The 25,274-nt window shown below is 65.7% G+C and carries 27 protein-coding genes; 16 read left to right on the forward strand and 11 right to left on the reverse strand.

Going from position 1 to position 25,274, the window contains the following annotated elements:
* Positions 1-93: 93 nt before the first annotated feature.
* Positions 94-933 carry a sulfite exporter TauE/SafE family protein gene (locus LX81_RS15120; protein WP_111538162.1) on the forward strand — a complete coding sequence of 280 codons (840 nt, stop codon included), beginning with the start codon at positions 94-96 and terminating at the stop codon, positions 931-933.
* Between the two features lie 4 nt (positions 934-937).
* Here the strand turns inward: LX81_RS15120 and fdhD are convergent, their stop codons facing one another.
* The gene (gene fdhD / locus LX81_RS15125; protein ID WP_234822630.1) at positions 938-1,753 is read right to left on the reverse strand and encodes a formate dehydrogenase accessory sulfurtransferase FdhD; all 816 of its coding nucleotides are present in this window, start codon (positions 1,751-1,753) and stop codon (positions 938-940) included.
* A 326-nt stretch (positions 1,754-2,079) separates the two neighbouring features.
* Here fdhD and LX81_RS15130 point away from each other — a divergent pair, with 326 nt between their 5' ends.
* The 3 genes from LX81_RS15130 to LX81_RS15140 are packed head-to-tail and all read left to right on the forward strand — an operon-like array spanning position 2,080 to position 4,817.
* The gene (locus LX81_RS15130; RefSeq protein ID WP_234822631.1) at positions 2,080-3,072 is read left to right on the forward strand and encodes an ABC transporter substrate-binding protein; all 993 of its coding nucleotides are present in this window, start codon (positions 2,080-2,082) and stop codon (positions 3,070-3,072) included.
* 36 nt (positions 3,073-3,108) lie between these two features.
* Positions 3,109-4,080, forward strand: coding sequence for an ABC transporter permease (locus tag LX81_RS15135; protein ID WP_234822632.1), 972 nt, complete (start codon positions 3,109-3,111; stop codon positions 4,078-4,080).
* Entirely contained in the window at positions 4,077-4,817 is a 741-nt protein-coding gene (locus tag LX81_RS15140) for an ATP-binding cassette domain-containing protein (RefSeq protein WP_111538164.1), read from the forward strand. The genes LX81_RS15135 and LX81_RS15140 overlap by 4 nt, the downstream gene beginning before the upstream one ends.
* 37 nt (positions 4,818-4,854) lie before the next feature.
* On the opposite strand, the gene LX81_RS15145 is transcribed toward LX81_RS15140, so the two are convergent.
* A complete protein-coding gene (locus tag LX81_RS15145) occupies positions 4,855-5,580 on the reverse strand; it encodes an SDR family oxidoreductase (protein ID WP_111538165.1) in 726 nt (241 codons plus the stop codon).
* Positions 5,581-5,614: 34 nt separating this feature from the next.
* Positions 5,615-5,941 carry an NIPSNAP family protein gene (locus tag LX81_RS15150; RefSeq protein ID WP_111538166.1) on the reverse strand — a complete coding sequence of 109 codons (327 nt, stop codon included), beginning with the start codon at positions 5,939-5,941 and terminating at the stop codon, positions 5,615-5,617.
* Between the two features lie 190 nt (positions 5,942-6,131).
* Here LX81_RS15150 and LX81_RS15155 point away from each other — a divergent pair, with 190 nt between their 5' ends.
* The 5 genes from LX81_RS15155 to LX81_RS15175 are packed head-to-tail and all read left to right on the forward strand — an operon-like array spanning position 6,132 to position 11,031.
* A complete protein-coding gene (locus tag LX81_RS15155; protein WP_111538167.1) occupies positions 6,132-6,905 on the forward strand; it encodes an SDR family NAD(P)-dependent oxidoreductase in 774 nt (257 codons plus the stop codon).
* A gap of 41 nt (positions 6,906-6,946) precedes the next feature.
* Positions 6,947-7,948 (forward strand): class II aldolase/adducin family protein, encoded by a 1,002-nt coding sequence (locus LX81_RS15160; protein ID WP_111538168.1) that lies wholly within the window; start codon positions 6,947-6,949, stop codon positions 7,946-7,948.
* A complete protein-coding gene (locus LX81_RS15165) occupies positions 7,945-9,219 on the forward strand; it encodes an FGGY family carbohydrate kinase (RefSeq protein ID WP_111538169.1) in 1,275 nt (424 codons plus the stop codon). The genes LX81_RS15160 and LX81_RS15165 overlap by 4 nt, the downstream gene beginning before the upstream one ends.
* A gap of 29 nt (positions 9,220-9,248) precedes the next feature.
* Positions 9,249-10,283 (forward strand): LacI family DNA-binding transcriptional regulator, encoded by a 1,035-nt coding sequence (locus LX81_RS15170; protein ID WP_111538170.1) that lies wholly within the window; start codon positions 9,249-9,251, stop codon positions 10,281-10,283.
* Between the two features lie 16 nt (positions 10,284-10,299).
* A complete protein-coding gene (locus LX81_RS15175) occupies positions 10,300-11,031 on the forward strand; it encodes an SDR family oxidoreductase (RefSeq protein ID WP_234822633.1) in 732 nt (243 codons plus the stop codon).
* Here the strand turns inward: LX81_RS15175 and LX81_RS15180 are convergent.
* The 8 genes from LX81_RS15180 to LX81_RS15215 form a co-directional block, all read right to left on the reverse strand.
* A complete protein-coding gene (locus LX81_RS15180; protein WP_111538171.1) occupies positions 11,016-12,014 on the reverse strand; it encodes a carbohydrate kinase family protein in 999 nt (332 codons plus the stop codon). The genes LX81_RS15175 and LX81_RS15180 overlap by 16 nt on opposite strands.
* Positions 12,011-12,670 carry a D-lyxose/D-mannose family sugar isomerase gene (locus LX81_RS15185; RefSeq protein ID WP_111538172.1) on the reverse strand — a complete coding sequence of 220 codons (660 nt, stop codon included), beginning with the start codon at positions 12,668-12,670 and terminating at the stop codon, positions 12,011-12,013. Before LX81_RS15185 ends, LX81_RS15180 begins: the two co-directional genes overlap by 4 nt.
* 412 nt (positions 12,671-13,082) lie before the next feature.
* Complete coding sequence (locus LX81_RS15190; RefSeq protein WP_111538173.1) at positions 13,083-14,144, reverse strand: ABC transporter ATP-binding protein; 1,062 nt, start codon at positions 14,142-14,144, stop codon at positions 13,083-13,085.
* A gap of 25 nt (positions 14,145-14,169) precedes the next feature.
* Entirely contained in the window at positions 14,170-15,210 is a 1,041-nt protein-coding gene (locus LX81_RS15195; protein ID WP_111538174.1) for an NAD(P)-dependent alcohol dehydrogenase, read from the reverse strand.
* 4 nt (positions 15,211-15,214) lie between these two features.
* Positions 15,215-15,481 (reverse strand): DUF2160 family membrane protein, encoded by a 267-nt coding sequence (locus tag LX81_RS15200; RefSeq protein WP_111538175.1) that lies wholly within the window; start codon positions 15,479-15,481, stop codon positions 15,215-15,217.
* Positions 15,482-15,485: 4 nt separating this feature from the next.
* Positions 15,486-16,322: a carbohydrate ABC transporter permease gene (locus LX81_RS15205; RefSeq protein WP_111538176.1), complete on the reverse strand. Its 837-nt coding sequence runs from the start codon at positions 16,320-16,322 to the stop codon at positions 15,486-15,488.
* Between the two features lie 3 nt (positions 16,323-16,325).
* A complete protein-coding gene (locus tag LX81_RS15210) occupies positions 16,326-17,201 on the reverse strand; it encodes a carbohydrate ABC transporter permease (protein WP_111538177.1) in 876 nt (291 codons plus the stop codon).
* An 86-nt stretch (positions 17,202-17,287) separates the two neighbouring features.
* Positions 17,288-18,742, reverse strand: coding sequence for an extracellular solute-binding protein (locus tag LX81_RS15215; RefSeq protein ID WP_111538178.1), 1,455 nt, complete (start codon positions 18,740-18,742; stop codon positions 17,288-17,290).
* A 160-nt stretch (positions 18,743-18,902) separates the two neighbouring features.
* On the opposite strand from LX81_RS15215, the gene LX81_RS15220 reads away from it, so the two are divergent.
* Genes LX81_RS15220 through LX81_RS15250 form a run of 7 tightly spaced genes read left to right on the forward strand, consistent with a single transcriptional unit; the run spans position 18,903 to position 25,263 of the window.
* Positions 18,903-19,862: a sugar-binding transcriptional regulator gene (locus LX81_RS15220; protein WP_111538179.1), complete on the forward strand. Its 960-nt coding sequence runs from the start codon at positions 18,903-18,905 to the stop codon at positions 19,860-19,862.
* Between the two features lie 23 nt (positions 19,863-19,885).
* On the forward strand, positions 19,886-20,770 hold the full coding sequence (locus tag LX81_RS15225) for a sugar phosphate isomerase/epimerase family protein (protein WP_111538180.1): 885 nt from the start codon (positions 19,886-19,888) through the stop codon (positions 20,768-20,770).
* 1 nt (position 20,771) lies between these two features.
* The gene (locus LX81_RS15230) at positions 20,772-21,749 is read left to right on the forward strand and encodes a tagatose kinase (protein ID WP_111538181.1); all 978 of its coding nucleotides are present in this window, start codon (positions 20,772-20,774) and stop codon (positions 21,747-21,749) included.
* Positions 21,746-23,008, forward strand: coding sequence for a class II D-tagatose-bisphosphate aldolase, non-catalytic subunit (locus LX81_RS15235; RefSeq protein ID WP_111538182.1), 1,263 nt, complete (start codon positions 21,746-21,748; stop codon positions 23,006-23,008). Before LX81_RS15230 ends, LX81_RS15235 begins: the two co-directional genes overlap by 4 nt.
* Positions 23,005-23,766: an SDR family NAD(P)-dependent oxidoreductase gene (locus tag LX81_RS15240; protein ID WP_111538183.1), complete on the forward strand. Its 762-nt coding sequence runs from the start codon at positions 23,005-23,007 to the stop codon at positions 23,764-23,766. The genes LX81_RS15235 and LX81_RS15240 overlap by 4 nt, the downstream gene beginning before the upstream one ends.
* Positions 23,767-23,798: 32 nt before the next feature.
* The gene (locus LX81_RS15245) at positions 23,799-24,527 is read left to right on the forward strand and encodes an SDR family oxidoreductase (RefSeq protein WP_111538184.1); all 729 of its coding nucleotides are present in this window, start codon (positions 23,799-23,801) and stop codon (positions 24,525-24,527) included.
* A gap of 4 nt (positions 24,528-24,531) precedes the next feature.
* Positions 24,532-25,263, forward strand: coding sequence for a GolD/DthD family dehydrogenase (locus LX81_RS15250; protein ID WP_111538185.1), 732 nt, complete (start codon positions 24,532-24,534; stop codon positions 25,261-25,263).
* Positions 25,264-25,274 lie beyond the last annotated feature (11 nt).

The raw sequence follows: 25,274 nt of genomic DNA on the forward strand, positions 1-25,274 counted from the left end.
TCGCCCCGGTCTGTCCCCCATGAATCTCGACAGCGCATCCATAACGGCGGAACCCGTCCGACCGACGTGTTCTCTCGTCCTGCGGACCGCTCCATGAGTGGGTCGACATCTCTTTTCGCGGAGCCGCAGGTTCTGGCCCTGATGGCGCTTGGCCTGATCGTGGCCGGTGCGGCGATCGGGCTTCTTGCCGGGCTTTTCGGCGTCGGCGGGGGCGCGATCAGCGTTCCGGTCTTCTACCAGACGTTTCTCCTCATGGGGACACGGCCCGACATTGCCATGCCCCTCGCCGTGGGCACGTCGCTCGCGATGATCATTCCGACCTCGATCCTGTCCGCCCGGACCCATGCGGAATCGGGTGCGCTCGACATTCCGCATCTGCGCGCCTGGGCCGTGCCGGTCACCTGCGGCGTCCTTATCGGAAGCGCCGCGGCCCGCTACGCGCCCGCCGAACTCTTCCAGATCGTCTTCGTGGTGGTGGCGGGAACGAATGCCGTGAAGATGCTCTTCGCGCGGGGTGCGTGGCAGCTTCGCGACGGGCTGCCCGGCAATCCGCTCCAAGCCGTTTATGGCGCGATCGTGGGTCTGCTGTCGGCGTTGATGGGGATCGGCGGCGGGGCGATCTCGAACCTGATCCTCACGCTCCATGGCTGGAGCATGCATCGCGCGGTCGCGACCTCCGCTGGCGTCGGGGTGCTCATCGCGATCCCGGGGACGATCGGCTACGTTCTCGCAGGATGGGGCAAGGCCGGCCTGCCGCACGATGCCTTTGGGTTCGTCTCCGTCGGTGCGCTGGTCCTGACGATGCCCACCGCGATCCTGACGACGCGGCGTGGCGCGCGGCTGGCGCATCGCCTGTCGCGCGAGGTTTTGCAGCGCCTCTTCGGCCTCTTCCTGCTCGCCGTCACGATCCGCTTCCTCGTCGCACTGTTCTGAGGGATCAGGGCCGGTCGACGGGTTCCGACACGATGCGGCAGGGATCTGCGAAAAGCTCGAAACGCCCCTCCCGCGCCGATCCGGCGAGCGCGATCCCCGATGCCTCGGCGAGGCGAACCGCCTGAACGGTTGGTGCGGAGACGGCAACGAGGAGCGGCACCCGCGCCATCGCGCATTTCTGCACCAGCTCTATCGAGACCCGGCTCGTCATGACGATCGCGCCCCGTCTGCCGTCGATCCCTTCCCGCGCCAGTGCGCCGACGAGCTTGTCGAGGGCATTGTGCCGCCCGACATCCTCGCGTGCCATGACGATCGTGCCTTCCGGCCCGAGAAAGCCCGCCGCATGGACCGCGCCGGTCCGGTCATGGAGGGATTGGTGCTGGCGCAGCGCGTCGGGCGCCCGTGCGAGCGTCGCCGCGTCGAACCGGCAATCGGCTTTAGGAAGGGTCGGCACAGAGCGCTGCGCTTCCTCGAGACTGTCGATCCCGCAGAGACCGCATCCGACCGGGCCGGCCATGTAGCGCCGACGCGCCGCAAGTCGCGCGGCCCTCTCCCCGGCAATCCACATGCGAAGCTCGATCCCCTTCTCATGCGCGGCGATCTCCAGGCTTTCGATCTCTCCACCATGTGCGACGATGCCTTCGGTCAGGCTGAACCCCGTCGCGAGGTCCTCGAGATCCGATGGGGTCGACATGAGCACGGCCTGCGTCGTCTGCTGATAGACGAGGGCAATGGCCACTTCTTCCGCGAGATGGCGCGCAAGCCGCGTGGCATGACCGTCGCGGATCGCGAGGCCGTTCATCTTGCGCGACGTCGTCAAAACTTCCCTCCGTCGAAATACACCCTGACCCGTGCCAACAGATCAATCGCCGGACTCGTTCCGCTGTTGCCTGCCCCGTCTCCCGCGATGCACGGCAAGGACGTGGCAGACATAGGGAGAACCGGAGCCGATACGAAGACCTCCAATACCAAGCCAGCATCACGGGATGTACGCAAAACGTCGTACGGGCAGACCGGATGACCATCCGAACTGCGAAGGCAATGTCGGTAGAACCGGCTCAGGTCTTAAAAGTTGACGCGAGTAAATCCGAGGCATACGGTTCTCCAATGGCGTCCCACAAGTGCGGCCGCTTAGGGAGGAACATTATGAATTCGATTTTCCGGCGGACCGCTATTGCGGCCGTTTTCGGTGCAGGTCTCGCCATGGCCGCGAGCGCCCAAGAGCAATCTCTGCCCGAGGATGTCAGCATCACGCTCGTACCAGGCCTGACGACGGATGCGTTCTACATTACGATGAACCGCGGCGCGCAGCTCGCTGCCGAAGCCCTCGGCATCGAGGTGAATTTCCAGGGTGCCGAGGAATTCGACCCGGTCCTGCAGACCCCGGTTCTCGACGCGGTAATCGCGCGCGGCCCCGATGCGATCCTGATCGCGCCGACCGACAGCACGCAGATGATCGAACCGCTACGCCGCGCCTCCGACGCAGGGATCCCGGTGATCACGGTGGATACCTATGTCGGCGACGGCACCTATCAGGACGGCTCGGGCGACGCCGATTTCCCGATCTCCTACATCGCCTCCGACAACGTCCTCGGCGGTCGCATCGCGGCGCGCGCCATGGCAGAGCGGATCGACGAGGCGGGCAAGGTCTATGTCGCGCATCTGCGCCCCGGGGTCTCGACCATGGACCAACGCGAGGAGGGTTTCCGCGCCGAGATCGAGGAGAACTATCCCGATATCGAGGTGCTCGACACGCAGTACAACGAGAACGACGCGTCCCAGGCGGCCTCGCAGTTCCAGGCGGTCCTTGCACGTAACCCCGATATCAAGGGCGTCTTTGGCGCGAACCTCTTCTCCGCCCTTGGCGCGGCCAACGGGGTGGAAGGTGCCGACATGTCCGATCAGGTGACGGTGATCGCCTTCGACGCGCCGCCGAGCATCACCAACAACATCGCCTCCGGACAGGTCGATGCCGCGATCGCCCAGCATCCGGCCGAAATCGGCTATTACGGCGTGATGACGGCCTATGCCGTCCTGTCCGGGCAATCCGTCCCGACCCAGATCGGCACCGGCTTCACGGTCATCGACGCCGAGAACGTGGACAGCGACGAAGTCGCCCCGTTCATCTATTCCGAATAGGGCGTAAGCATGTTACAGATCGGCGGGGCTTCCTTCGTGAAGCCCCTACTCAACGCCTGGTCATGGCTTTTCCTGGCGCTGATCCTCGTCTTCTTCGAAGTCTACGCGCAAACGCAGACCGGGAACACGTTCCTCTTCCGTCTCTACTCGATCCAGTCGATCACCATCGCCGCGTCGCAGATCCTCCTCATGGCTCTGGGGCTCACCCTCGTTGTCGTGGCAGGGCATATCGACCTCTCCATCGCCTTCTCCTCCGGCTTCGCCGCGGTGGTCATGGCGCTTGTCATCAATTTCGTCGGGTCCGATGCAGGTCTGGTCGCGTTCCTGCTCGGGGTCGTTGCAGGGCTCGCCGCCGGGGCGATCGTCGGCGTCATCAATGGCTGGCTCGTCTCTCGCCTCGACGTGCCAAGCTTCATCGGCACGCTCGGCACCTACGGGATCGCGCGCGGTGCGGCGCTCATCGTCGCGGGCGGCGCGGTGGTGTCGATCCAGAACGACGCGGCGCGGACCTTCGGCAACGGCGACGTCGCGGGCGTGCCGATTCCGGTCATCGTCGCGCTCGCCCTCGCACTTTTCTGCCACTACGTCCTGACCTACACCCGGTTCGGCGTGCATACCTATGCGCTCGGGGCCAGCCGTGCCTCGGTCGAGCGGGCGGGCGTGGACGTGAAGCGTCACCTGATGATCCTCTTCGTCCTCTCCGCGCTGACCGCGGCGGCCGGCGGGCTCGTCTATACCGGACGCTTCTCTGCGGGCGCGGCCAATGCGGGGGAGCCGGTCCTCCTCTATGCGGTGGCCGCGGTCTTCATCGGGGGGGCCTCGCTCACCGGCGGACAGGGCACGGTGACGGGCACCGTCATCGGATCGCTGATCATCGCGGTGATCCAGTTCGGCCTCGTCTTCTCCGGCCTGCCGCCCTACTGGCAATTCATCGCCGTGGGCCTCGTCATCATCGTCGCCGTGATCGTCGATCAGTCGCGCGACCGTATCGCGGGGGGACGATCATGACCGCGCTTCTGGAAGTCGACGGCCTGAACAAGCGCTTCGGAGGAAACGAGGCGGTCAAGGATGTCTCCTTCACCGTGTCGCCCGGCGAATGCGTGGTGCTGGCGGGCGACAACGGGGCGGGCAAGTCGACGGTGATCAAGATGATCTCCGGCGTCTACACCCCCACGAAAGGCGAGGTCCGGTTCAAGGGTAAACGGCTGACCGGCAGTTCCCCCGAGGCGGTGCGCCGCGCCGGGATCGAGACGATCTATCAGGATCTGTCTCTCGCCGACAATCTCGATCCCGGGCTGAATCTCTATCTCGGGCGGGAGAAGATGAAGCGTGTCATGGGGATTCCCGTGCTCGACCGCGCCGGGATGCGGTCAGATGCGGCCAAGGTGATGAAGGGCCTCGGGATCGAGGTGCCGGATCCGAAGGCCGCGGTCCGGGAATTGTCGGGTGGACAGAGGCAGGCCATCGCCATCGCCCGCGCGATCCATTGGGAGGCGCAGCTCGTCATCATGGACGAGCCCACCGCGGCGCTCGGCGTTCCGGAACAGCGCGAGGTCATGGCCCTCATCGAGCGGTTGAAGGCGCGGAATGTCGGGATCATCCTCATTTCCCACAATCTACCCGATATCTTCGCGGCCGCCGACCGGATCATCGTTCTCGCCCGCGGCGTCGTCGGCGGCAGCCGCAAGCCGTCCGAGACGACCGACGAGGAGATCGTGCGGCTGATGATGGGCGCCGCGGCCTGAGCCGAATGGCCGGCCCATTCGGGCCGACCTGTCGTCGTCAGATCTGCTGGCTGCGCGGCAGGATCACCAGATCGCGGATGGTTACGTTGCGGGGCCGGGTGAGCATGAACATCACCGCCTCCGCCACGTCCTCCGAGCGCAGTCCCTCTCCGGCGTCGGCCTTGCGGTCGATCTCCGCGGGATCGGAGATACCCCAGAGATCGTTCAGGACGACGCCCGGCGCGACGGCCATGACGCGCACATCGTTCTTTCCCACCTGCTGGCGTAGAGAATGGACGAGCCCCTGCACCGCATGTTTCGTCGGGCTGTAGACTGGCTCCCACGGGATCATCTGGTGTCCGGCCACGGAACTCGTCACGAGGATATCGCCCTGCCCGCGCTCGATCATGCCGGGCAGGACGCGACGCACGAGGCTAAAGACGCCGAGGATATTCGTGCGGATCACCCGCTCGATCTGATCCGGGTCGGCCTCGATCAGATCGCCGCCGAGATAGATGCCGGCATTCGGCATCACGATGTCGAGCGGACCCAAGGCGTCCTCCGCCGCATCGACCATCGCATCGACACCGCCGGGAGCGGCGACATCGGCCGTGATCGCCACCGCGTTGTCGCCGATCTCCGCCACCGCCCGCTCGAGCTTCTCGGTAGAGCGTGCGGCGAGCCCGACCCGCGCGCCCGCCTTCGCGAGAAGCCGCGCGGTTTCGAGCCCGATCCCGGTGCTCGCTCCGGTCACAAGCACCGTCTTTCCCGTCAGTTCCGTCATTCCGTCCTCCCTGGAAATCCTGAGTTCAGCGCATCTAAAACGCGCGCACCGTGGTCTGAGACAATTTCGCGAGCACGGTGGCCGGAACGGCGCTGTAGATCTCAATGACCTGTTTGCCGAACCGGACAAGCCGCGCGGCGTGACCTGCCATGATGTCGATATGGTGAAGAAGGGCCGCAACATCGGTGACGCGTTCGATGACCAGAAACTCCGCCCGGTCCGTATCCTTGAAACATTCGCCGCGGAGCGTTCCGGGCTTGTTCGCTACGATTTCGTTGGCACCTTCGTTCGCTGCGACGAAATCCGTCCGCGCCATCGTCTGAACGATGAGCTTCGCGATAGTGTCAATCTCGGCCGTCACGTTTCCTCCCCCGACGTTGTCCAGCGAGCATGGCTGAGTTCTTTCAGCGAGTAAATAATTGCGCGCGACATGCTGCTTTGCAGCATGTTCGTAATGCCTAATGCCCTATACAAGAGGGTTTATTCTCGATTGACGCGCTTAAAGAACGGAGCGAAAATTCCGGTGATACGCGCCGGGGAGGGCGTCATTGATGTATTTCGAAAAATTCGACTTGAAGGGCCGTAGGGCCGTTGTGACCGGCGGGGCGCAAGGGATCGGCGCGGCGTGTGCAGCGGCGCTGGCCGAAGCTGGAGCCCATGTTGTTATCGCCGATATCGACGAGGCCGGTGCAACGGTACGGGCCCAAAGCCTCCGCGAAGACGGACGCAGCGCGGAAGGTCGCCGCCTCGACGTGACGAATTCCGCGGAGATCGAAGCACTGGCCGAAAGCCTCGAGGCGGATGGACCGATCGACATCCTCGTCAACAACGCGGGCATCGTGAATACGAACATGCCCGCGGAAAAATGCGATGACGACCAATGGCGCCGTCACATGGCAGTGAACCTTGATGGGGTCTTCTACTGCGCGAGGAGCTTCGGGCAGCGGATGCTGGAACGCGGATCGGGCGTGATCGTGAACATGGGCTCGATGTCGGGGATCATCGTCAACACCCCGCAGGAGCAGTGTCACTACAACGCCTCCAAGGCGGGAGTGCATCATCTCACGAAGTCGCTTGCGGCCGAATGGGCCTCGCGCGGCGTACGCGTCAACGCCGTGGCCCCCACCGTGATCGAAACGGAACTCGTCGCCCGTTCGCTGAGGGAAGTTCCCGACATGAAGGCCCGCTGGCTCGACCTCACGCCGATGGGGCGACTCGGCCGGCCGGACGAGATCGCCTCCGTGGTCCATTTCCTCGCCTGCGACGCGTCGAGCTTGATGACGGGCGCGATCGTCTCCGCCGATGCGGGCTATACCTGCTGGTGACGGAGTTGCCCCGCCCCCCGGGCTGCGCCGGGTTTCTGGAAATGTCCGCACGGCTCGGCACCGACCCGGCGCTCGTGCAGGCGGCAGGTGGCAATACCTCGATCAAGTGCGGCGACAGGATGTGGGTGAAGGCGTCGGGCACGTGGCTCGCCGAGGCCGGCACCCGGGATGTCATGGTGCCCGTCCGCCTCGGGCCTCTTCGCGAGCGTATCCGGGACCGGACCCTCGTGGATGCGCATGTCGCGGAGGCGACGGAGGCCGGATCGCTCCGCGCCTCGGTGGAGACACCGTTCCATGCGCTTTTCGATCCCCCGGTGGTCGCGCATGTCCATTGCGTCTCCACCATTGCGACCGCCATCGCTGAGGATGGGCTGGATCGGCTGACGGGGCTGCTCGACGGTCTCGACTGGGCTTGGCAGGAGTACCTCAAGCCCGGCGCGCCGCTGACGCTCGCGCTTGCGGCAAGCGGCGCCGCGCAGTCACGGATAGTCGTGCTCGGAAACCACGGTCTGATCGTATCCGGCGAGACGCCCGAAGAGGTCGAGGCGACGATCCGGGATGTCCACCATCGGCTCGACGTGCCGATCCCCGCGCCCGGGCTCGATCGATCGCGCGTTTCCGGTTGGGATGAGACCGGGTATATCCCGGCGCCGGAAGGGCCGCTTCACGACCTCGCCGTTCGCCCGGACCTGATCGAACTCGCGACGAAGGGACCGTTCGCGCCCGATTTCCTCGTCTTTTTTGGCCCGGATGTACGAATCGTCGATCCCGGTGCAACGCTACCCGCGCGATTGGCGGAGTTCACCGAAGTGCCGGCACCCTTCAACTCACTGGTGATCGTGCGCGACCACGGGGTCCTGCTGCGCCGCGACGCGCTCTCGGGTACGGCGGAACTCGCAGGGGCGCTCTACGACGTCCTCGCCCGTTTCGCCGCGATGGGCGCGCCGCACCTGCGCTACTTCGACGATGCGGAGGCACGGGCGCTTCTCGACTGGGATGCCGAGAAGTACCGGCAGTCGCTCAATTCCGGAAACCCCGCATGAGCCGGGATACGGCGCCGCGTCGAATGGCCATCTTCGACATCGGCAAGACGAATGCCCGCGTGGTGCTCGCCGATCTCGCGGAGCGGCGCGATCTTGCCATGGCCCAGCGGCCGAGCAAGGTTCTCGAAGGTCCGCCCTACCCCCATCTCGACGTCGACGGACTGGCCGAGTTCCTGCTGACCACGCTCGGACAATGGCAGGCGGAGGCGCTGCTCGACGGGATCCTCGCAGTGGGGCACGGCGCGACATTCGGGTTGGTGGCGGGCGACGCCCTGGTCCTGCCGATCCTCGATTACGACCATTCCGGCCCCGAAGAGATCGCGGAGGAGTACGACCGCCAGAGGCCCCCCTTCGCGGAAACCGGATCGCCGCGGATGCCGGGAGGGCTCAATATCGGTGCGCAGCTGCAATGGCTCGAGGCACGGTTCCCGGCGGAGGTCGCGCGGGCGGACCATGCGCTCTTCTGGCCGCAATACTGGACCTGGCGCCTGAGCGGCGCGGCGGTGACGGAGATCAGCTATGCCACAGGGCATACCGACCTCTGGTCGATCCATAGCGGAGAGCCCGCGACGGAGCGCGCGCGCACGCTCTTCCCGCCCCTGAGCCCCGCAACGGAGATTGCCGGTCGCCTAAAACCCGATCTGGCGAAACGCTACGGCCTGCCGGACGATCTGCCGATCCACACGGGCATCCACGATTCCTCCCTCGCCCTTGCGCCCTATGCCGCGGCGGATGAGGAGACGCCCTGCACGGTGCTCTCGACCGGAACCTGGGTCACGGCTTTCGCGCTCGGGGCACGGGAGCTGCCGCAGGCCGAGGGCGACGGGATCATGGTCAGCCTCGACGCCCAGGCGCGGCCCGTTCCGAACATGCGCCGGATGACCGGCCGCGCCTTCGCGGAGCTGAGGGCCGGAGACGCCGACGGCCTGCCGCTGCGCTCGACGGCCGCCTGCCGCATCGACGGCGACGGGACGAGCTTCCGTCTCGTTGATCGCGAGAGCGGCATCCCTGTCGCGCTCGATCCCGGGACGGGGTCGCGGGACAACGCCTTGGGCGCCGTCATCGCACATGACGCGATGGCCGGAATGCGGGCAATCGGCGCCCGCGGTCCGGTTCATCTGAGCGGCCCGTTCGGTGGCAATGACGGCTTTGTCAGGACGCTCGAAGCGCATTGGGATGCGCCCGTGCGGGTCCTTCCCTATGAGGCGGGCTTGACCGAGCAGGTCGCGGACCTCTTTGCCTTACGGCCACGGTCGCGGCAGATGCCCTGACGATCCGGCCACGCCAGGGAGTACGCCGCGTGACCCGCAAGAAGATAGACACGATGCAGGATCTAGCCGGCGAGATCCGCGTCTCCCGCCCGACGCTCTCTCGGTATTTTCAGGATCCCGGCACCGTCTCCCCGCGCATGCGCGAGAAGATCGAGCGGGGCCTCTCCGCCGTCGACTACGTCCCGAACTTCTTCGCGGTGCAACTTGCCCGGAGAGGCGAAGGTCTGGTGGGTATCGTCATTCCCTCGCTCACGGATGTCTTCCAGGCCTCGATGTTCGAGGCCGCGGAACGGGCGCTCGCGGAGCGGGGACATCGGCTGATCCTGCAAAGTTCCGGCAATGACGTCGCGGGAGAGGATCGGGCCATCGACACGCTCCGTTCGATGAACGTGAACGGCATCCTGCTCGCCCCCGTCGCGGCACCGAACCGCCTGCCGCGGCTCCGGGAGATCGTCCGCTCCGTACCGGTCGTGCTCATCGATTCGGGCGTCGAGGGGGCGGAGGGGTATCTCGACGATGTGGGCATCGACAATCGTCAGGGGATCGAGTTGATCCTCGACTATCTCATCCGGGAGGGGCGAAATCCCGTCTATCTCACCATGCCCTGCGTCAATCGCAACGCGACGGAGCGGCGCGCGGCCTATGAGGCGGTCATGCTCGAGAACGAGCTCGAGCCGCGCTTCGTCGAGAGCGGCCCCCCCGTCGGGTGGAACTTCGAGGAATACGGCTACCGCACGATGGCGCGGTGTTTCGCCGAGGGGCGCCACGTCGCGGATACGCTGATCTGCGCCTCCGACCGGATCGCCACAGGTGCGATGAAGGCGGCGCATCAGTTCAAGCTCTTCCAGCCGGGTACACGGCGGTTCGGGATCGCGGGGCACGACAACGACCTGCTCGCGCGCTTCCTGCATCCGGGCCTGACCACGGTGGAGCAGGACCTCGGGCGCATTGCCGAGACCGCCGTGGAAATTCTGCTCGCGCGCGTGAAGGATCCCGCGGGCGCGAGCGTGCCGATCCGGTCGCGGCGGATACCAGGTCGATTGATCGTCAGGGAATCGGCCTGACGCAAATGAGGGGAGGATGACCATGACGAATTACGACGGACCGATCCTGGTGACGGGGGCAAGCGGCGGGATCGGCGGCGCGACCGTACGCCAGCTTCGCGCGGAGGGCGCCGATGTCATCGCCGCGGGACGGAACGCGGAGGCCCTCGACCGTCTCGCCGCGGAAACCGGTGCACGGAGCCTGGTCTTCGATCTGACCTCCGAGGCGTCGGTCGAGGAGGCGCTCGGCGATCTCGATCTCTGGGGCGTCGTGAATTGCGGCGGGTTCGGTGGCGAGATCGCGACGCCGATGGAGACCGATATCGCCGTCTTCGATCAGGCCATCGCGACGAACACGCGCGGCGCGCTCCTCGTCACGAAATACGCATCGCGATCGATGATCCGACTGGGACGCGGCGGCGCCATCGTGAATGTGTCGAGCCAGGCCTCGCTCGTCGCGCTGCATGGACATGTCTCCTACGCGGCGTCGAAGGGCGCGCTCGACAGCATCACGCGGGTCTCGGCGCTGGAGCTCGGCCCCCACGGGATCCGGGTCAACGGCGTCCATCCGACCGTGGTGATGACGGAGATGTCGGCCTTCTACTGGGGGCTGGAGGAGATCGGCGGACCCGCACTCGCCCGGATGCCGCTCGGCCGCTGGGCGACGGAGGCGGAAATCGCCGCGCCGATCGTGTTCCTGCTCTCGCCCGGCGCCGCGATGATCACGGCCGTGAGCCTGCCCATCGACGGGGGCTACACCGCCGTCTGATCCGCGAGCAGGCCGCGCAGCGTCTCGAGACCGTCCGTCGCCGTCCGGCCCCCGAGACAGGCGGCGGCGGCACGGAAGGCAAGTGCGATCGCGCGCTCGGCGTCCCATTCTTCGTGGAACCCGTGGAGGATGCCCGCGGCAAAGGCGTCGCCCGCGCCTACCGGGCTCACGATCCGCTCCGCCGGCACCGTTTCGGGGCGAAAGACCCGCGCGCCGCTTGCGCCCTGCCAGATCGTGACCTCCGCGGAATGGAGGATGACGGAATGGCGCACGCCGCAATCGATGAGCGCCTTTGCCGCGCTGGCCATCGCCGTCTCGTCCCCCGGGCCGGAGATATCGATCCCGGTACTGCGCGCCGCTTCCACCTCGTTGAGAAACAGCACGTCGACATCCGGCAGGGTCGCTTCCACGCGGTCGCGATATTCCTGCGCCTGGCTCGAGACCAGATCGAGGCAGGCCAGCATTCCCGCCTCCCGGGCGCGGGAAAGAAGCTGCGCCGCCCCCGTCCGACCATCCGCACCGATCCGGTCGAGCCGCGCGAGGAGGTTGAGATAGCCGAGGTAGAAGACCTTCGCCCCGCCAGCCGCGAGATCCTCCACGTCGATCATCTCCTGCTCCAGTAGGTCGTTCGCGCCGGGATGGTAGAAGAAGGTCCGGCTGTCGCCCGGTACGTTCATCACATGGGTATGGGCCGTCGCGGCCTGCGACGTGCGCGCGATGCGCCCCGTGGACAGGCCCGCCCGATGGCAAAGCTGCAGCACCTCCTCCCCCATCGCGTCTTCACCGATCAGGCCCACCGGGATCACGGGATAGGGCGCGCCGAGCGTTGCCAGATCGACCGCCACGTTGGCGGGCCCGCCTCCTACTCCGGCCGTCTGATCGCGGATATGGACGAGGTCCGATTTCTCCGGCCAGCGTTCGACGTCGTGGACCACGTCGAGGATCCATGTCCCCGCGCAGACGATGCCTTTTCGTCCGGTCAAGCCGACCCCTCGTTCCAGAGAAGTCTCCAGGGTGCCTCATCCTCCTCGATCTCCGAGAACCGGCCGACACCCTCAAGGAAGAAATTGTCCGTCCGGTCGTCGTTCCTCTGGCTGACCTCCGCCACGAATACGGGCGCGCCCTCGCCCCAGAAGCGGTGCTGGAGGCCGCGCGGGATGGTGATGCTCTGGCCCGGCTCGAGCCGGTGGACCTGGAAGGCCGGGACCCGCGCGCCGTCGATCATCGCATGATCGAAGAGCGGGCCTTCATCCGGCTCCACACTTCCCTCGTCGGTGAATTCGACGCAAAGCGTGCCGCCGCCGCGAACGATGATGTCCTCGAGCTTGTGCTTGTGGGCATGGTAGGGCGTCTCCTGATCCACGCCGACCATCAGGAGCTTCTCCGCATAGGGACGCTCCTCCGGGCCGTCGAGGCCGTTGCGGATGCAGAAGAGCGCCAGACCGCGCGCCGCGAAATCCCCATGCCCGAAATCCGTTACGTCCCAGCCGATCTGGCGCTCCGCGAGCCAGCGGCTGCGCTCGGGCGAGGCTGCGTGGTCCTCGGCCGTCCACGCGGCGAAGTCGGGCATCGCGAAACCGTGGCGCGCGATCAGCGCATCGAAGTCCCTGATTGCCGCATTGATCTCGGATCTCTTCATGTCTCGTCCTCCAAATCGACGATCGCGCTTCGCCTTCACGCCCCGGAACGGCGGTGACGAACGCGTGGATATATCGGCAGTCTCCGCCGGCTTCGTGCCGTGATACCGGATCACGGCGCCGCGGCAATGACCCTCGTCAGTATCCGCGCAAAGCGGTCGGATCGCCCTGATGGTGCCGCCGGCGACGATGCGAATGGTCTCTTCGACCCATGAACTGACGGCTCTTTCGACGCGCCGCCGCATTCTGTGTCACAGATGGAGCCGAGCCGAGCGTGTCACGAACAAACGCACTCTCCGCATTTCGTCGCCCGAGACCCTTCGTTAGGGTCTCGACGCCTTTCTGAGGCTAACGCTCGGCCTTACTGAACGAGCATCAAGTCCCTGCCGCGCCCAAGGCATACCGCCGTTCGCTTCAGATAATCCTCTGTTCCGTCTCGCGATCGAAAAGATGCACCCGGGCCGGATCGATGATGAAACCGACCTCGTCGCCGGGACGGGCGCTGATGCGGTCCTTCACCACTGCATCGATCAGGTCGTCGCCCGACCGCGCGAAGACCTGCGTCTCGGATCCCGTCGGCTCCGTCACGACCACCTTCATGCGTATCCCGCTGTCGCCGATGCCGATATGTTCGGGTCTGATCCCGTAGCTCACGGCTTGACCGTCCGACGCGGAGGTTTCGGGCAGCGGGAGGTGCAGCCCCTCGTCGGAGACGAAATGCTTGCCGCCCTGGTCCCGAATATGGCCATGGATGAAGTTCATAGACGGCGAGCCGATGAAGCCGCCCACGAAGACGTTCTGCGGATTGTCGTAGAGATCGAGCGGCGTGCCGATCTGCTCGACACGGCCGTCGCGCATCACCACGATCTTGTCGGCCATCGTCATCGCCTCGATCTGGTCGTGCGTGACGTAGACGATGGTGGTGTTGAGGCGCTGGTGCAGTTCCTTGATCTCGACCCGCATCGTCACGCGAAGCTTCGCATCGAGGTTCGACAAAGGCTCGTCGAAGAGGAAGACCTTGGGTTCCCGCACGATCGCGCGTCCCATCGCGACCCGCTGCCGCTGTCCCCCCGAAAGCGCCCGCGGATAGCGATCGAGATATTTCGTCAGATCGAGGATATCTGCCGCGCGGCCGACCTTGTCGTCGATCTCCTGCTTCGGGCGCTTGGCCATCTTCAGCGGAAAGCCGATATTGTCGCCCACGGTCTTGTGCGGGTAGAGCGCGTAGGACTGGAACACCATGGCGATGTCACGTCCCTTCGGCGGCACGTCGTTGACCACGCGGCCGCCGATCTCGATCGTCCCGTCCGAGATCGCTTCGAGCCCCGCGATCATGCGCAGGAGCGTGGACTTACCGCAGCCCGACGGGCCGACGAGTACCACGAATTCGCCATCGGCGATGTCGACGTTGACGCCGTGCATCACCTGAAGCGATCCATAGCGCTTCACCACGTCCTTGATGGATACGTCCGCCACGGATGCGGCCCTCCCTTTCTTCAGCCTATTGCGGCAATTCGATCTGCATCTTCACGTCCGCCGGCGGCGCTTCCGCCGCGATCTCGAACGCCCGCACGCTTTCGTCGAACCCGAAGGTCCGGGTAATGAGCGGTTTCACGTCGATGGCGCCCGAGGACAGCATCGACACGCAACGCGGAAAGACATGTGCGTAGCGGAACACGTTCTCGACCCGCGCCTCGCGTACCATCGCGGCGCCCGCATCGTAGGCCACGGGTTCGGCTTGGCCGCCGATCATCACCACGCAGCCGCCGGGGGCGAGCGGCTCGAACACGCCGGCCGCCGCCGCGGGCGCACCCGATGCCTCGAAAAGGACATCCGCGCCCCAGCCATCCGTCTCCGCCATCACGCGGTCCTTCAGCGCACCGCTCTTAGCCGGGACGGGCACGATCGCCTGTGACAGCGAGGCCGCGATCTCGAGCTTCCGCTCCGACAGGTCGGTGACGAACACTTTCGCGCAGCCCGCCGCGAGGGCGGAGAGCGCCGTGACGAGACCGATCGGTCCCGCGCCGAGCACCACGCCGATATCGCCAGGAGCCACGCGCGCCTTGGTCGCGGCATGGATCCCGACGGCGAGCGGCTCGACCATCGCGGCCTCCGCGAAGCTCACGTTGTCGGGCAGCTTGAATGTGAAGGCCTCCGGATGCACGCAGGTCGGCCTCAGGATGCCGTGGACGGGCGGGGTCGCCCAGAACCGCACGGCCGGGTCGACATTGTACTTGCCGAGCCGCGTCGCGCGCGAGTTCGGATCGGGCACGCCCGGTTCCATGCAGACGCGGTCGCCCTCGGCAAGAGTCGTGACCTCCGACCCGACCTCGATCACCGTACCCGACGCCTCGTGGCCCAGGACCATGGGCGCGTTCACGACGAAGGGCCCGACGCCCCCATGGGTGTAGTAGTGGACGTCGGAGCCGCAAATGCCGACCGTGTGCAGCTTGATCCGCACGTCCCGGGGGCCGAGCGTCTCATCCAGGGCGACATCTCTGAGAGAGAGCTCACCCTTTTTCTCGAGGACAAGTGCGTCCATTCTTCTACCCCTTCCAGATCAGGACGATGCCGATCACCACGGCGATCGCATGTGCGAAATTGAGCGACAGGCCCGCGGGCTCAAGAAATCTCAGCCAGAAAAGGCAGAGCCCGGTCCAGATCACGACGGAGATGAAGAGCCGGTCGAACCAGTTGGTCTGGATCGGGAGGAAACCCGGCGCCTTCGCATCCGTGGGCGACTGGCGGCTCTCTTCCTGACGCTCGATCTCGTTCTGCGGCGTCTCGATGTCCTGCGGTTCGGTATGGGTCATCCGTTCATCCCTTCACCGCGCCGAAGGTCAGACCCGCGACGATGTGCTTCTGGACCAGGCTGAAGACGATTAGCGCCGGGATCAGCGTGAAGACGGAGATCGTGGCCATCACCCCCCATTCGGTACCTGTCGTGGTGACGTATTCGCTGAGGCCCGTGGTAAGCGTCCGCGCATTGAAGTTCGTTAGCGTCGCGGCGAGCAGGTACTCGTTCCAGGCAAAGACCCAGGTCAGCATCAGCGTGACCGCGACCCCGGGACGCGCGAGCGGGAACACCACTTCGGAGATGACCTTCCAAGACGACGCGCCGTCCATATAGGCAGCCTCGTCGAGATCCTTCGGGATTCCGTCGAGCGTCGGGCGCAGCGTCCAGATCGCGAAGGGCAGGTTGAGCGTGCAGTAGACGAGGATCAGCCCGATCTTCGTGTCGAGGAGGGAGAAGTTGCCGATCCGGTAGTAGGATGTCATCAGGAGGAAAAGCGGCAGCAGGAACACCGCCGGCGGCGCCATCCGGTTGGTGATGGTCCAGAAGAAAATGCTTTCCTTTCCGCCGAGGTCGTACCGCGTGAGCGCGTAGCAGGCGAGAAACCCGAGCGTCGTGACGAGAAGCGCGTTGCCGCTCGAGACGATGAGGGAGTTCCACATGTACCCGCGCAGCGTCCGGTCGGTCAGCACGTCGAGGTAGTTCTGCCAGTAGAAGCTCTTGAGAAACAGGTCGGGCGTGGTGAAGAGATCGACCGCGGGCTTCACCGAGATCACGAAGAGCCAGTAGATCGGAAAGAGCGTGATCAGGCTCACCGCGATCCAGAAGACGAGCGACAGCCAGGTACTTTGCCTCTTCATGGATCAGGCCTTTTTGTTGCGCGGGGCGATGAGGCCGACGAAAAGCAGCCAGCACACCACGATGGTGAGGTAAAGGACGATGACCGAGACCGCGGATCCGTATCCGTAATTGGTTCTCGGAAAGACCTCCCGGAAGATGTGGACGCCGAGATACCGCGTGGCCGATCCCGGCCCGCCCCCGGTGAGCATCAGCACCTCGTCGACGGTCCTCAGTGCATCCATCAGGCGAATGAAGACGGTGGCGAGGATCGCGGGGCTGATCATCGGCAGCGTGATGTGCCAGAAGATCTGTCGCCGGTTCGCGCCGTCGATCTGCGCCTGCTCGAACGGGTCGGGCGGCAGCGAGACGAGCGCGGCGATGAGCGTGAGCGTGACGAGCGGCGTCCAGTGCCAGACATCCATGATAACGGTGATGGTGAAGGCCGCGATGGCACTCTGCCCGATGTTGAGATCGTAGCCGAACCACTGATCGAGGTAGTGCGGGATGATCCCGATCGACGGCGTGGTCATCAGCTTCCAGATCGACCCGACGATGATCGGCGCCATGATGAGGGGCAGCGTGTGAATCGTCCGGAAGATCGCTTTGCCGGGAAAGTCGCGCATGAAAGCCTGCGCCAGGACGTAGCCGAGGATCACCTGCGTCGTCACCGCGAAGAAGGTGAAGGCGAGCGTCACCCCGAGGGAGGACAGGAACGCTTGATCGAAAACCAGGCGGCGAAAGTTCTCCGCCCCGTTGTAGATGATCGTGGGATCGACGGCGAAGGGGTTCCACTGGTGGAAGGCCAGCCACACGACGTAGAGGAACGGCACCACGCCGAAGAAGAAGAGCACCACCAATGTCGGCGCCAGCAGGAACCAGCCCAGCTTGTTCGATTGCATCGAATTGACCTCAAGATCGGGAATGTGCGGCGCGGTGACCGCTTCCGAATGGGGAGCCGCTCGCCGGCGGCCCCCCTATGCCGGGATCAGTTGGTGCGGTAGCCCAGGTTCGTCAGTTCCTGCTCGGCCCGCTCTGCCATTTGGTCGAGCCCCTCATCGACCCCGGTCGAGCCCGTGAGGATCGAGTAGAAGATCGGCGCGACCGCTTCGCGCACCTGAGCGTGGAACGGATAGGGCGGCGCGCCCTGGAACAGAGCCCCGTCGTCCCGCATCATCGAGAAATAGCCCCCGAGATCCTCGTCGAGCTGCTGGACCCGCTCGGAATCGTAGGTGGAGGTCAGCGTGATGCGCGGAGCGGCAAGTGCCCATTCCTCCTGCAGGTCAGGCAGCGCAAGGAACTGGGCGAAGAGAAGCGCCGCCTCATGGTTGTTCGAGGACACCGGGATCCCGAAGGCGCCCCCGTCGTAGTAGCCGATATAGCCGTTCCCGGCCTCGATCTCTTCCATCACGCCGTCTTCGACGGGCGGCAGAGCGACGCCCACATTGCCGACGACACGTGACTGGTTCTCGTCGGACGCGATCCAGGCCGCGTTCTCGCCGTAGACCAGCCCCTGAGCGGCGCGGCCGGCGGCGAAGGTCGTGGCGACTTCAGTCCAGGTCGACTGCACCGACTCCGGCGGGGCGATGTCGCGCATGGAAAGCCACCAGGTCAGCGCCTCCTTCGCGGTGTCGGAGTTCATCTCGCCGCCATGCTCGACGGTCGCGGCATAATCTTCGTCCGCGTTGATGCCCCAGTTGTAGACACCGAACGTGGGCAGGATGGATTCCACGTATTCGTACCAGGAGGCGGGGTGGCCGGTATGGGCCTGTGCCGTCGTCCCCCAGATATCCTCGCCCTGTTCCTGGAAGTACTGGGTGAAGAACTCGGCGATCTCCGCGTATTCCTCGTGCGTCTTCGCAGGCTCGAGCTCGCGGCCCGTCTGCTCCTGGAACGCCGCGCGGATCTCCTCGTCGTCGAACAGATCGGTCCGGTAGAGATAGATCTTGATGAACGCTTCCATCGGGACGCCGAAGAGGTCACCGTTCTCGCCGCGGAAATAGTCGGCGAACGTCGTGAAATTGTCCTCGGAATAGCCCGGCGCCTGAAGGTCGGAATTCTCCTCGAGCGCCGCCGTCATGTCGACGAGGAAGTCCCGCGACAGGTAGGAGTAGACAATGTCCTGCTCGATATAGACCACGTCGTAGATGCCGGTCCCGGCCTCCATGTCCTTGATGGCCTTGTCGTACATCTGGTCCCAGGACGTGGTCTCGATCTCCACGCGGATGCCCGTGAGCTCCTCGAACTTGGGCGCTATGACGTCGGTGACGAAATTCGACGGCGGCGTCGACTCGGTCACGCCCCGGATCGTGACACCGTCGAACTTCGCACCGGCCTCCTGCCACCAATCGGCATTCTCGATCTGGATATCCTGGGCGAACGCCCCCTGCGCCGCGAGCGCGAGTGCCAGCGCCGATGCGCCTGCCTTCAATGAGATGGTCATGATTCCCTCCCGGTCGACCTACTAATAACGGATGTTCCTCCGGCATCGCTGCCCACATCCTTGGCCCTGATCCTGCAATTGTATCCTTCGGCTTTCAAGTGTAATTTTCAATTGCCCGGGCCCGCGGGGAGATGTAACCGGAGGACGGGAGGACTTGGCGATGCAGCGCGACAACGGCGACGAAGAGGACGTGTTCGTCAGCGAGGTCTGCTGGAATTACTACGTGAACGAGATGACCCAGGCCGAGGTCGCGGCGGTCATGGGCGTCACCCGTCTTCGGGTGAACCAGGCGATTCAGAAGGCCCGGGCCCAGGGCATAATCCGCATCCAGATCGAATCGCCGTTCCTCGAAGGTCTGTCCTGTGCCGCGGAAGTGCGATCGGCCTACGGGGTCGCGAACGTGCTCGTCGCTCCCACCCATCCGGACAATTACAATTATCACGCCCCCGCCGGGGCGGCGCTTGCCTCTCATCTCACTTCGCGCCTATCGCAAAAGGCCTTTCGCAGCATCGGCGTTTCCTGGGGCATGACGCTCGAAGCCGCGGCGCGGCGCCTCGTGCGGCAAACCAATCCCGAGCTCGAGGTGGTGTCGATGCTGGGCGGTACGACCCGCGGCGCTTCCTTCAACACGTTCGGCGTGGCCTCCGCCTTCGCCGAGGCGCTCGGGGCGAAATACTCCCTGCTGGCCGCGCCGATCTATCTTGCGCCGGGCCTGACCCGTGACAGCTTTCTCTCGCAGGCGGTGTTCGAGGCCCATTTCGAGCGACTGCGGACGCTCGACGTGGCCATCCTGACGGCATCCGACGTGTCCGCCCGATCGTTCCTCGTGGAAAACGGTCTGCCCCGGGACGTGACGCCGGAAGATCTCGGGGCCGCTGGCGCCGTGGGCGACGTTCTGGGTCAATTCCTCGATGCCGAGGGCAACGATATCGATCATCCGATCCACGAGCGGGCCGTCGCCATCGACCTGCCCACCGTGTCGCGGATCCCCGAGAAAATCCTCGCGGCCGCGGGACCGCACAAGGTCGACATCATTCGCGCGGCGATACGGCGCGGCCTCGTCGATACGCTCGTCACCGATGACCGGACCGCGCGCCTCCTCCTCGAGGCGGCCCGCTGAAGCATGAAACGAAAGGACCTACCATGAGACGACTCGGCATCCATTCCTTCGTCTGGACGGACGGACAGACGCAGGAAGGCCTCGAATTCGCTTTGCGCAAGACCGCGGAGCACGGCTACCGGATGATCGAGTTCGCCTATCTCAAGGCCGACGAATTCGACCTCGACCGGCTGTCTAAGCTAGCGCGGGAGAACGACATCGAGATCACGGTGACCATGGGCCTGCCGGCCGACGCCGACGTCTCCTCCACGGACCGCGAGAGCGTGGCGCGCGGCAAGGAGATCCTGCGCAAAGCCGTGGGCTCGGTGCGCGACATCGGCGGCGTAAGGCTCGGCGGCATCCTCTTCTCCAAGCACGGCAAGTACGAATCCATGCCGACCGCCGACGGCTGGAAGCACTCCGTGGAAGCCGTGGCCGAGACGGCGGAACATGCGAAGGAGGCCGGCATCCAGATCGCCCTGGAAGTGGTGAACCGCTTCGAATCGAACCTTCTCAACACCACCGCGCAGGGCCTGAAATTCCTCAAGGATACCGGACGGGACGACGTGAAACTGCACCTCGACTCGTTCCACATGAACATCGAGGAGCCCGATCCCGCCGGGGCCATCCGCCTCGCGGGCGACAAGATCGGCTACTATCATATCGGCGAGAACTACCGTGGCTTTCTCGGCACCGGCACCGTCGACTTCCCGGCCGTCTTCTCCGCGCTCGTCGATATCGGTTTCGACCAGGACATCACGTTCGAGAGCTTCTCGAAGGCGATCGTGGACGAAAGTCTCTGCTATGCCTGCGGCATCTGGCGCGATACCTGGACCGAGAACGACCCTCTCGCCGCCCATGCCCGCACCTTCATCGAGGAGAAATGGCGCGAGGCCGAGATGCGCGCGAAATCCCGCGCGGCCGCCTGACATGACACTTGCCCCCGACAGCCTCGGCCCGACCCTCGTGATCGGAGAGCTCCTCGTGGAGATCGTGGCGACCACTCTCGGCGAGGGGTTCCGCGAAACTCAGGATCTGATCGGCCCCTACCCGTCCGGCGCTCCGGCGATCTTCGCCAGCCAGTCGGCGCGGATCGGGGGCAGCACGGCGATGGCGGGTGGGGTCGGCCGGGACGATTTCGGCCGCATCCTGACCGAACGGCTCGAGGCGGACGGCGTCGACCTCTCCGCGGTCCTCACCGACCCCGCCCTGCCCACGGGAACCGCCTTCGTACGCTACCGCCCCGATGGCGGACGGGATTTCGTCTACAACATGTGGACTTCCGCCGCGGGCAGCCTGACCTGGACCGACGCGCTCGCGGCGGTGGCGGAGCGTGCGGGCCATGTCCACGTCATGGGAACGCTCCTGCCCCGGCCGCAGATGGCCGAACTGATCGAGCGCGCCGCGGGCATCGTGAAGCGGCGCGGCGGGACGGTTTCTTTCGACCCGAACCTCCGCAAGGAGCTCATGGAGGGCGACGAGGCCGCGCTCGCCACATTCGAGCGGATGATCGACCTCACCGACCTGCTCCTGCCCTCCGGCGAGGAGCTGCTCGCCGCCGGCCGGACGGATACGCCGCGCGAGGCGGTTTCCGTTCTGCTCGACCGGGGCATCAAGGAGATCGCGCTCAAGGAGGGTGTTCATGGCGCAACCGGGTTCCGTCCCGACGCCGATCCGGTCCATGTCCCCGCCTTCGAGGTGGACGAGGTGGACCCGACCGGTGCGGGCGATTGCTTCGGCGGCGCCTATGTCGCCGCACGGCGCATCGGCCTCGGTATAGAGGAGGCACTGACCTACGGGGCCGCCGCGGGTGCGCGCAACGTGGCCGTCCGCGGCCCGATGGAAGGGGCGGGCAGCCGCGCCGATCTCGACGCCTTCATCGCCGAGACGCCACGGAGGTCGGCATGAAACTTTCCCTCGCCGATCTGGCCGGGACCCGTGCCACGCCCACGCCACGCGGTCTCGTCTCCGTCTGTTCCGCCCATCCGCTGGTCCTGCGCGCGACACTGCGCCATGCCCGCGATACGGAGACGACCGCGCTGATCGAAGCGACCTGCAACCAGGTTAACCATCATGGCGGCTATACCGGGATGACTCCCGCCGATTTTGCCGAACTCACCCGTCGCATCGCGCGGGAGGAAGGGTGCGACGAGGCGTTGATCCTTCTCGGCGGCGATCACCTCGGGCCCAATCCCTGGCGCGATCGTCCGGCCGAGGAAGCGCTGGCGGAAGCCGGGCGCATGGTGGCCGATTACGTCGCCGCGGGGTTCTCGAAGCTTCACCTCGACGCCTCGATGGGGTGCGCGGGGGAGCCGGAACAGACGGACGACGACCTCGCGGCGGAGCGTGCCGCGCGGCTGGCAGCCACGGCGGAGGACGCCGCGAAGACGGCCGGCCTTCCACCCCCGCATTACGTCATCGGTACCGAAGTCCCGCCACCAGGGGGGGCCGACCACGCGGTGGATGCCGTGACGCCAACGGCGCCCGAGGCCGCACGGCGGACGATCGACGTTCACAGGGATGTCTTTGCCAAAGCGGGGCTCGAGGAGGCATTCGAACGTGTCGTCGCGGCCGTCGTTCAGCCGGGCGTGGAATTCGGGGTCTCCGGCGTCGCAATCTACGATCCGGAGGCGGCAGCGGGCCTGTCGGCGCTGCTTGACGACAGGCCGGACCTCGTTTTCGAGGCACATTCGACCGATTACCAAGGCGAAGCGCCACTCGCGGCGCTGGTGCGGACGGGGTTCCAGATCCTCAAGGTAGGCCCCGAACTGACCTTCGTCATGCGCGAGGCCCTCTATGCGCTCGATGCCATCGCCGCAGATCTCCTTCCGGAGCGGAAGGGCCGCGCTCTTTTCGCCGCGATGGAGTCCGCGATGCAGGGCGACCCGCGCCACTGGAAGCGGCATTACGCGGACAGCGAAGCGCATTGGCAGCGTCATTACGCCTTCTCAGACCGCATCCGCTATTACTGGCCCGGCGCGCAGCACGCGCTCGACGACCTCTTCCACGCGATCGAGGGGCGTCGCATCCCCCTGCCCCTCCTGATGCAGCACGCCCCTTGGGCCCTTTCGGCGGCGGACACGCCGCTCGACCCCGCAGCCTTCGTGATGGACCGCATCCGCGTGTCCCTCGACGCCTATCACGCCGCAGCCAAGGACATCTCATGACCCAGGACCCATTTCGCCTCGATGGCAAGATCGCCCTCATCACCGGTGGCAATCGGGGTATCGGCCTCGCCATCGCCCAGGCCTTCGGCAAGGCCGGCGCGCGCTGCATGCTGACCAGCCGGTCGCGTACCGACGGCCTCGAGGAACTCGTCGCGGACAGCGAGACCTATGCCTGGACCGAGGCCGACCTCACCGACACCGCCGCTCCGGGCAAGATCGTCGACGCAACGACGGAGCGGTTCGGCACGCTCGACATCCTCGTCAACAATGCGGGCGTCGCGGCCAATGGCAATTTCCATGAATTCGGCGACGAGGAACTCGAATACATCATGGGCACGAATTTCACCGCGCCCTTCCGCGTCGCCCGCGCCGCGATCCGTCCAATGCTCGACAAGGGCGCAGGGGCGATCGTCAATATCGGATCGATCTCGGCCGTGGTCGCGAACCATCCGCAGCTTCAGGTCGCCTACAATTCCTCGAAGGCGGCGATCCACCAGATGACGAAGGTGATGGCATTCGAATACGCCTCCCGCGGCATCCGCGTGAATGCGCTCGCGCCGGGCTACGTCATCTCCGATATGACGGCCGGGGGGATCGCCAATGAGGAATGGAACCGCATCTGGACGGCGAACACGCCCATGGGCCGCTTCGCCCGCCCCGAGGAAATGGCGACCTGCGCGCAATTCCTCGCGTCCGACGCCGCGAGCTACGTCACCGGAGCCATCCTGACCGCCGATGGCGGCTACACGACGCACTGACACCATACCTAAAGTTCCAAGAGGAGACCCTCATGTCCGACATGTTCGGCGGCAAGACCGCCGCGATCACCGGCGCCGCGTCCGGGATCGGCCGCGCCACGACCGAAGCGCTGATCTCGCATGGCGCGCGCGTCGTGATGATCGACCGCGACGAGGCCGCGATGGCCAGGATCGTCGAGGCGCACGGCGAGAATGCGATCCCGCTGAAGCTCGACCTGCTCGATCCCGCCGATTGCGACGGGCTCCTCGACGCGATCCTGGGCAAGGTCGATGCGCTCGACATCTTCCACGCGAACGCGGGCACCTATATCGGCGGCGACCTGTCGGACACCGACAACGCCACGATCGACCGGATGCTGAACCTCAACGTCAACGTGGTGATGAAGAACGTCCGGACGATCATGCCCCACATGATCGAGCGCAAGACCGGCGACATCATGGTCACGGCGTCGGTCGCAGGTCATTTCCCGGTGCCGTGGGAGCCCGTCTATTCGTCATCGAAATGGGCGATCACCGCGTTCGTCCAGACCATGCGCCGACAACTCAGGGAGCATGGTATCCGGGTGGGCCAGGTGTCCCCCGGCCCGGTGATCTCCGCCCTCCTCGACGATTGGGAGCCCGACCGTCTGCAGCGTGCCAAGGACGCGGGCACCCTGATGGAGCCCACGGAAGTCTCCGATGCCGTCATCTACATGCTGTCACGGCCACGCAACATCACGATCCGCGACATGATCGTCCTGCCCACCGCCTTCGATCTCTGATCCCATGACCGATCTCACTGGATTGACGGCCCTCGTCACCGGCGCGGCCGGCGGCATCGGCCGGGAGATGGCGCATGCTTTCGCCGGCGCGGGCGCGCGTCTCGCCCTCGTCGATCTGGAGGATTGCGCCGATCTCGCACGGGAGCATGGCGAGGAGCATCGCGCCTACCGGCTCGACCTTACCGATCCGGACGCCATTGCGGCGACAGTGGCGCAAATCGGGGAAGAGACGGGTATCGACATACTCGTCAACAATGCGGGCCTCGGCGTCGTCTTCCCAGCCGACGATGTCCGCGTCGATACCTGGAACCGGACGCTCGACATCAATCTGCGCGCGCCATGGCTGGTGGCCGCGGCGGCGCTTCCCTTCCTCAAGCGTTCGGGTCGGGGGCGGATCGTCAACATCGCGTCGAAGGCGGGGCTCGTGGCGATCGACGAGCATGCCGCCTATGGCGCGTCGAAAGCGGGGCTGATCCAGCTCACGAAACAGCTCGCGCTCGAATGGGCGCCCTACGGCATCACGGCGAACGCCATCTCTCCCACCGTGGTGGAGACGCCGATGGCGCTCGTCGGCTGGGCCGGGGAGAAGGGCGAACGGGCGAAGAAGGAAATCCCGGCAGGCCGCTTCGCCCGTCCTGCGGAAATCGCGGCGGCCGCGCTCTACCTCGCGTCCGAGGAGGCGGGCATCGTCACCGGCGCGAACCTCGTCACCGACGGCGGCTACACGATCCGATGACGTGAGCTCGG

Origin of the sequence: Palleronia aestuarii (assembly GCF_003253995.1) — a bacterium.
GTDB lineage: Bacteria > Pseudomonadota > Alphaproteobacteria > Rhodobacterales > Rhodobacteraceae > Palleronia > Palleronia aestuarii.